Annotated in this window: 7 protein-coding genes and 1 pseudogene; 3 read left to right on the top strand and 5 right to left on the bottom strand. The window is 67.6% G+C overall.

The genetic code is table 11. The annotated features are described in order from the left end of the window. Nucleotides 1-311, bottom strand: a pseudogene (locus WAZ62_RS09675) (response regulator); the annotation flags it as partial. A 124-nt stretch (nt 312-435) separates the two neighbouring features. Between WAZ62_RS09675 and WAZ62_RS09670 the strand changes: the two are divergent. Both WAZ62_RS09670 and WAZ62_RS09665 read left to right on the top strand, forming a co-directional pair. Continuing rightward, nucleotides 436-645 carry a NepR family anti-sigma factor gene (locus tag WAZ62_RS09670; protein WP_422643314.1) on the top strand — a complete coding sequence of 70 codons (210 nt, stop codon included), beginning with the start codon at nt 436-438 and terminating at the stop codon, nt 643-645. Next, nucleotides 642-1,253 (top strand): sigma-70 family RNA polymerase sigma factor, encoded by a 612-nt coding sequence (locus WAZ62_RS09665; protein ID WP_422643313.1) that lies wholly within the window; start codon nt 642-644, stop codon nt 1,251-1,253. The genes WAZ62_RS09670 and WAZ62_RS09665 overlap by 4 nt, the downstream gene beginning before the upstream one ends. Nucleotides 1,254-1,321: 68 nt before the next feature. Here the strand turns inward: WAZ62_RS09665 and WAZ62_RS09660 are convergent, their stop codons facing one another. From WAZ62_RS09660 to WAZ62_RS09645, 4 genes are all read right to left on the bottom strand, one after another. Then, the gene (locus WAZ62_RS09660; protein WP_422643312.1) at nt 1,322-2,125 is read right to left on the bottom strand and encodes an undecaprenyl-diphosphate phosphatase; all 804 of its coding nucleotides are present in this window, start codon (nt 2,123-2,125) and stop codon (nt 1,322-1,324) included. A 5-nt stretch (nt 2,126-2,130) separates the two neighbouring features. Next, the gene (gene corA / locus WAZ62_RS09655) at nt 2,131-3,102 is read right to left on the bottom strand and encodes a magnesium/cobalt transporter CorA (RefSeq protein ID WP_422643311.1); all 972 of its coding nucleotides are present in this window, start codon (nt 3,100-3,102) and stop codon (nt 2,131-2,133) included. Nucleotides 3,103-3,144: 42 nt separating this feature from the next. After that, entirely contained in the window at nt 3,145-4,953 is a 1,809-nt protein-coding gene (locus WAZ62_RS09650; protein ID WP_422643310.1) for a potassium/proton antiporter, read from the bottom strand. 70 nt (nt 4,954-5,023) lie between these two features. After that, nucleotides 5,024-5,923 carry a LysR family transcriptional regulator gene (locus tag WAZ62_RS09645; RefSeq protein ID WP_422643309.1) on the bottom strand — a complete coding sequence of 300 codons (900 nt, stop codon included), beginning with the start codon at nt 5,921-5,923 and terminating at the stop codon, nt 5,024-5,026. Between the two features lie 129 nt (nt 5,924-6,052). On the opposite strand from WAZ62_RS09645, the gene mmsA reads away from it, so the two are divergent. Then, nucleotides 6,053-7,298: CoA-acylating methylmalonate-semialdehyde dehydrogenase (gene mmsA / locus WAZ62_RS09640; RefSeq protein ID WP_422643308.1), on the top strand; the 1,246-nt coding region annotated here is incomplete at its 3' end.

The raw sequence follows: 7,298 nt of genomic DNA, 5'->3' as shown, positions 1-7,298 counted from the left end.
CCCTCGAGGCTGGTCAGCAGCAGGGCGCGGCGCGCGGCCGAGGGCAGGGCGGAGAGTTTCGCCTGCAGCCTCGCCTCGCCCTCACCGCCCCCGGCCGTTGCCATCGGGGCCTGGTCGGCCGCGGCATGGATCAGGCCATAGAGCTGGGGTTTCAGGTCGCGCGCGGGATCGAGGCTGGCCTTGCCCGCGCCCAGCGCCAGCAGCGCCTCGCGGATCAGGCCGTCGCCCGCCGGTTGCGATCCGGTCAGCGCCCGCGCGTAGCGGCGCAGGAAGGGCAGGTGTCGGGCAATGGCCTGCTTCCGGTCAGTCATCGGTATGGAATCCCCTGGGCGTGTCGCCGCCCCGTTGTGCCACAAAAGCCCCATGGAACCAATGCAGGGGCTTCCCCGTTGGTTCCATGGCCGTTAGGTTGAAGCGGCACTTCCGGGACAGGTCATGGCCGACGAAGACGGAAACACCAAGCGTAAAGGCGGGGCCAAGGGCGCCCGCGGCAAGGCATCGCCGGAAGGCTGGGTGGAGAATCAGATCCGCCAGCTTTACAAGGATGTCGCCGACGAACCCTTGCCCAAGGACCTTCTCGACCTTCTCGACAATATCGATTTCGGCGATTCGCCGGACGAGTCCCCGGATGGGGGCAAGCGTTGAGCGACGACATGCCCGCCGCCGTCGTGGCCGCGCCGGTGAAGTTCGATGTCCGGGCCGAGGTGATCGCGGTGTTGCCGCACTTACGCGCCTTCGCCCGCTTCCTGACCGGCCATCGCGAAAGGGCGGACGACCTCGTGCAGGATGCCGTGGTCCGTGCCCTGACCGCGGCCCATCAATTCCAGCCGGGCACCAATTTCAAGGCCTGGATGTTCACCATCCTGCGCAACCTCTTCTACAACGAGGGGCGCAAGTCGCGGATGAAGACCGATCCGCTGGACGAGATGAACGAGAGCCAGCATTCGATGAAGCCGACCCAGGAGTCGGGCCTCGAATTCGACGATTTCCGCCGCGCCTTCTGGCGCCTGACCGAGGAACAGCGCGAGGTGCTGATCCTCGTCGGCGCCAGCGGCGTTTCCTATGAGGAAGCGGCGGAGATCTGCGGCTGCGCCATCGGCACGATCAAGAGCCGGGTCTCGCGGGCGCGCAGCCAGCTGACACGCATCCTCTCGGGCACCGAAATGGGCTCGCGGCTCGATGAAGCGGGGCCGATTCCCGCCGAAATGGCCGCCTTCCTCGCCCTTGGCGGCAGCCCCGGCAAGCGGAGCTGAAGCGGCCACGACAATCGAGGATTCGTCGCTCCGGCGAAGGCCGGAGCCTTTCGCCGCTGAGGCGCCCGTCAGCGCAGGGCGAGCCAGAGCAGGACCAGCGCACCGGCGCCGATGCGATACCAGGCGAAGGGCGCGAAGCCGTGGCGGGCAATGAAGCCGACCGCGGCCTTGACCACCAGGGCGGCGACGACGAAGGCGACGGCGAAACCGATGGCGATCATCGCCGCGCCCTCGTGGGTCAGGCTGTGCGCGGTCTTGTAGAGGTCGTAGGCGGTCGCCGCGACCATGGTCGGGATCGCCAGGAAGAACGAGAATTCCGCCGCCGTCCGCCGGTCGAGGCCGAAGCCGAGACCGCCCATGATGGTGGCGCCCGAACGCGAGACGCCGGGGATCATGGCCAGGCACTGGACGATGCCGATCTTCAGCGCGGTTCCCGGCGACAGGTCGTCGATCGAGGTCACCAGCGGGCGCGAGAACAGCCGCTCCAGCACCAGAATGGCGATGCCGCCAAGGATCAGCGCGACGGCGACCGTCGCCGGGCTTTCCAGCAGCACCTGCTTGATGAAGTCATAGGCCAGAAGCCCGACCACCACCGCCGGCAGGAAGCCGACGAGCAGGTTGACGGTGAAACGCCAGGCGATCCTGTCGCGCCGGACAAGGCCGATCACGGTTGAGGTCAGACGGCGGTGATAAACGGTGCAGACCGCGAGAATGGCGCCCAGCTGGATCGCGATCAGGAAGGCCTGGGGCAGCTCGACGCCCAGCGCTTCCCTGAGAACGATGAGATGCCCGGTCGAGGAGACGGGCAGGAATTCGGTCAGCCCCTCGAGGATGCCGATGAGGACGACGGAAACCAGCAGGAAGACATCCATGACCGCTACAGCCAGCCTTTGCGCTTGAAGTAGAAATAGGGCAGCACCGCCGAGACGATCATCAGCACGATCGCCATCGGATAGCCGAAGTCCCAGTGCAATTCCGGCATGAGCTCGAAATTCATGCCGTAGACCGACGCGATCAGGGTCGGCGGCAGGAAGACCGTGGCCCCGACCGAGAGGATCTTGATCACCCGCGTCTGTTCGATGTTGATCATGCCGAGGGTGGCGTCGAGCAGGAAATTGACCTTCTGGGCGAGGGCCGAGGCATGTTCGGCGATCGACCGGATATCGCGCGCCATGGTCTTCAGCCGGGCGCGATAATCCTTCTTCACCTCGGGCGCCAGCACCTGGGTGAGGAAACTCACCACCCGCTCGATCGAGGCGAGGCTTTCCCGCACCTTGCCGGTCAGATCGTCGAAGCGGCCGAGGGAGCGCAGCGCCTCCTCGAGGTCGATGCTGTCGCCGTCATTGATCTTGGAGCGGAAGACATTGCGCGACAGCGTGTCCATCTCGGTCGCGACATTCTCGAGGACATCCGCCGCCCGGTCGATGATCGCCTCGATCAGGCCGGCGAGGGCGGTTTCGCCGCTTTCGCACTGGCCGGGCAGCTTCAGGGCCCGGGCCGAGAAGATGGTGAAGGACAGCGGATCGGAATAGCGCAGCGACACGAGGACATGATTGGCCATCACGAAGGTGATCGCCCCGGCTTCGGCCAGCTGGGTGTCGGCCTTGGAGACCACGGTCGCGGTCATGAAGCGGGCGCCGTCGACTTCGTAGAGGCGGGACGAAACCTCGATCTCGCGCATTTCCGCGCGGGTCGGCAGGTCGAGGCCGAGCAGGGCTTCGAGGGAATGCTCCTCCTCCGTCGTCGGCTCCATGATATCGGCCCAGACGAGGCGTTCAGGCAGGGCGGAGCCGAGCTGCCAGGGGGTGCGCACCAGCTTGCCGTCAAGGATATGGTAGAGCGTGACCATGCCGCCGACCGTCCCTTTCCGGCGTTGCGCTTCGGAACCCTTCTAGGCCCGGCGGCCCCGGCCCGCAAGCCGCGCGATGCGTCGCCCGACGAAGCGCAGACGCGAACGGCCGCGTTTCATCAGGCGGCCGAAGGTCGGCCGTTCGGCCTCGGGTTCCAGCGCCAGGCCGACGTGATCGACCGCGCCTTCGTCGTCGACCCCCTGCACCACCAGCTCGACCGGGCCATAGGCCAGGCGGTCGCCCGCCACCGGCTTGCCGCCGAAGGCGGCGGCCAGCACGGCGCCGATGGTCTTGCCCACGTCCTGCGGCCGGACCTCGAGACCATAGAGCCGGCCGAGATCGTCGATGGTCTGGCGGGCATCGACGGTGAATTCGCCCGCCTGCACACCGCCGCCGCCCCGGCGGGGCGCGAACAGCCGGTCGAGGGTGTGGATCTGCTCGGGATCGGCGATGACGAGGACATAGTCGCGCGGCGACAGACGGTCGACCTGCGCCGTCTCGACCACGGCCCCCGCCCGCAGCACCGTCAGGACCCGCGCGCCTTCCGGCAGGGCGAGGGCGGCGAAGGATTTTTCGAGCACGCTCGATCCCGGCAGCACCGTATAGCCGACGATGTCGCGATGGGCACCCAGCGGCACGTCGACGTCGCGTCGCTCGGCCTGGGCCTTGGACGGTGGCAGGGCGAGGTTGAGGAAGCGGGCCGCCGGCGCCACGGTCCAGCCCTGCAGCATCAGCGAGGTCAGGACGACGACGAAGGCGACGCCGAACAGGGTCTCGCCCCCCGGCATGTGCTCGATGATCGGCGGCAGCGCGAGATAGATCGGCACCGCGCCGCGCAGGCCCACCCAGGCGGCGAAAGCCCGCTCGCGCATCGTGAAGCGGAATGGCCACAGGCACAGGAAGACCGCGAGCGGCCGCGCCACGATCATCAGCACGGCGGCGACGCCGAGCGCCGGCAGCAGCACCGGCAGCAGCTTGGTCGGCGTCACCAGGAGGCCGAGGGTCAGCAGCATGGCGATCTGCGCCAGCCAGGCGATGCCGTCGTTGAAGCGCAGGATCAGCTGGCTCGCCCGGTGCCGTTCGTTGCCCAGGATGAAGCCGGCGACATAGACCGCGAGAAAGCCCGAGGTGTCGATCAGCTGGGCCCCGGCGAAAATCGTCAGCGCCGACATGACGACGAGGATCGGATAGAGCCCGGCGGCGATCTCCAGCCGGTTGACGAGGAAGACCAGCGCGCGGCCCCCGGCCCAGCCGATCAGCGCGCCGCCACCGATCTGGACGAGGAAGGTGAGCACGCCTTCGCCGAAGGACAGGCCGCCGACGCCGATCATCTCGATCGCCAGCAGGGTCAGGAAGATCGCCATCGGATCGTTCAGCCCCGACTCGATTTCGAGGGTGGAGGCGACCCGGCGCGCGATGTCGAGTTTCTGCAGCCGCAGCAGGAAGAACACGGCGGCGGCATCGGTCGAGGCGACGATGGCGCCGATCAGCAGCGCCCCGGCCGGCGGCGTGCCGAACATGGCCCAGGCCGCCAGGGCGACGATGCCCGCCGTGATCGCGACCCCGACCGTCGCGAGGACAAGCGAAGGCAGGCCGGCGACGGCGATCGTGCTGCGCTGGGTGCGCAACCCGCCGTCGAACAGAATGACCGCCAGCGAGACCGAACAGACGAAATAGGCGCCCGAGACATCATCGTAGCGAATGCCGAGGCCGTCTTCCCCCGCCAGCATGCCAAGGCCGAGGAAGACCAGCAGAACCGGGGCGCCGAGCCGGGACGAGACCCTTCCGGCGACGATGGCGAAGACGCCCATGAGGGCGCCGATGAGAATGATCTGATAGGTGAGACTCATGTCCTCTCCGGCCGGCTGCCGCTACTTTAACCAAGGGCGGCGCGCCCGCCATGGCGGGGCAGGGCTTTTTTCAGGGCAGGAACAATTCCCGGGCCATGCGTGTCTCTTCGACCACAAAGCGGCTGACGGCGCGGACGCGCGGCAGATCCTTCAGGTCGGCATGGGTGAGCATGTAGAGGGAACGGGTCAGGTCCACCACCCCGGGCAGCACCGGCACCAGCGAAGGCTCGGTCACCGCCGCGAAATGCGGCAGCACGCACAGCCCGAAACCGGATTTCGCCGCCTGCAACTGGGCGACCAGCCCCGCGCTGCGTAAAGAAGCCCGGATGCCCGGATGGATTTCGGCGAGATAGTCGAGTTCCGGCGTGAACAGCAGGTCGTCGATATAGCCGATGAAGGTGTGATCCGGCAGGTCCTCGACCCGGACCGGCGTGCCGCGCTGCCCGAGATAGGCGGCGGTGCCGTAAAGCCCCAGCTTGTAATCGGTCAGCTTGGTCGCCACCAGCCGGCCGGAGCGGGGCGGCGACAGGCTGATGGCGAGATCGGCCTCGCGCTTCGACAGGGAAAACACCCGGGGCATGGCGATCAGCTGCAATTCGAGGCCGGGATGCTGCGCGACCAGCCGCCCCAGCCGCCCGGCGAGGAACAGGGTACCGAAGCCGTCGGGCGCGCCCACCCGGACGGCGCCCGAGATCTGGGCATCGACCCCGGTGATCTGGTCGAGGGCGCCGAGGGCCATGGTCTCCATCTGCTCGGCCGCGGCGACGAGGGTGACGCCCCGGTCGGTCAGGTCATAGCCGGTCGGCCCGCGATCGACGAGGCGGGCGCCCAGCGCTTCCTCCAGGACGCCGATGCGGCGGATCACCGTCGAATGGTCGACGCCGAGACGTTTCGCGGCCAGCGAGACCCGTCCGGCCCGCGCGACGGCGAGGAGGTAGCGCAGGTCGTCCCAGTCCAGCCGTCCGGTCATCGATATGCCTGCATGATCAACTCTTGCCGCCCTCTGCGTTTCCGCACAATGATCCTGCGGCAACGCCTGTGGAAGAAAAATGCGGGCTGTGCCAGTTTTCCGGCCGAAGAATTCATTCGGGGAAACGCCATGGCGACGCATCTGACCCACCTCATCAACGGCGAGCATCTGCAGGGGCAGAGCGGTCGCTTCCAGGACGTCTTCAACCCGACCCTGGGCGAAGTGATCCGCAAGGCTCCCCTCGCGACCAAGGAAGAGGTCGAGGCCGCGATCTCGGCGGCCGAGGCGGCCTTCCCGGCCTGGGCGGCGCAGAACCCGCAGAAGCGCGCCCGCGTCATGTTCAAGTTCAAGGAACTGGTCGAGCGCGAGATGGACAACCTCGCCCGTCTGCTCTCGGAAGAACACGGCAAGGTGATCTCGGACGCCAAGGGCGACATCCAGCGCGGCCTCGAGGTGATCGAATTCGCCTGCGGCATTCCGCACCTCCTGAAGGGCGACTTCACCGAAGGCGCCGGCCCCGGCATCGACATGTATTCGATGCGCCAGCCGCTGGGCGTCGTCGCCGGTATCACGCCGTTCAACTTCCCGGCCATGATCCCGATGTGGATGTTCGGTGTCGCCATCGCCTGCGGCAACACCTTCGTCTGCAAGCCTTCCGAGAAGGATCCGTCGGTTCCCCTGCGCCTCGCCGAGCTGTTCCTCGAGGCGGGCGGGCCGAAGGGCGTGCTGAACGTTGTGATCGGCGACAAGATCGCGGTCGACACCATCCTGACCGACCCGCGCGTCCACGCCGTCTCCTTCGTCGGCTCGACCAATATCGCCTCCTACGTCTATGCGACGGGCACGGCCAACGGCAAGCGCGTGCAGGCCATGGGCGGCGCCAAGAACCACATGATCATCATGCCGGACGCCGACCTCGACCAGGTGGCGGACGCGCTGATCGGCGCAGGCTACGGCTCGGCCGGCGAGCGCTGCATGGCGATCTCGGTCGCGGTGCCGGTCGGCGCGGAGACCGCCGATGCCCTCGTCGAGAAGCTGGTGCCCCGCGTCGAGGCGCTGAAGGTCGGCCCCAGCTTCGACCCGACCTCGGACTACGGCCCGGTCGTCTCGGCCGAGCATCTGGCCAAGGTGAAGGGCTATATCGATCTCGGCGTCCAGGAAGGCGCGAAGCTGCTGGTCGATGGCCGCGGCTTCAAGCTCCAGGGCTACGAGAAGGGCTATTTCCTCGGCGGCTCGCTGTTCGACCACGTGACGCCGGACATGCGCAGCTACAAGGACGAGATCTTCGGCCCGGTGCTGCAGATCGTCCGCGCCAACACCTTCGACGAGGCGATCGAACTGCCGACCAAGCACGCCTACGGCAATGGCACCGCGA

This window comes from Zavarzinia sp. (assembly GCF_049306435.1).
Taxonomy (GTDB): domain Bacteria; phylum Pseudomonadota; class Alphaproteobacteria; order Zavarziniales; family Zavarziniaceae; genus Zavarzinia.
The sequence above is the reverse complement of the archived record's forward strand: the minus strand, read 5'-3'. Positions and strand labels throughout refer to the sequence as shown.

What these genes read in the sequence shown, in the direction of transcription:
- WAZ62_RS09650 (WP_422643310.1), bottom strand. Translation starts at nt 4,953, where the DNA reads ATGAGTCTCACCTATCAGATCATTCTCATCGGCGCCCTCATGGGCGTC.
- WAZ62_RS09670 (WP_422643314.1), top strand. Translation starts at nt 436, where the DNA reads ATGGCCGACGAAGACGGAAACACCAAGCGTAAAGGCGGGGCCAAGGGC.
- WAZ62_RS09660 (WP_422643312.1), bottom strand. Translation starts at nt 2,125, where the DNA reads ATGGATGTCTTCCTGCTGGTTTCCGTCGTCCTCATCGGCATCCTCGAG.
- corA (WP_422643311.1), bottom strand. Translation starts at nt 3,102, where the DNA reads ATGGTCACGCTCTACCATATCCTTGACGGCAAGCTGGTGCGCACCCCC.
- WAZ62_RS09645 (WP_422643309.1), bottom strand. Translation starts at nt 5,923, where the DNA reads ATGACCGGACGGCTGGACTGGGACGACCTGCGCTACCTCCTCGCCGTC.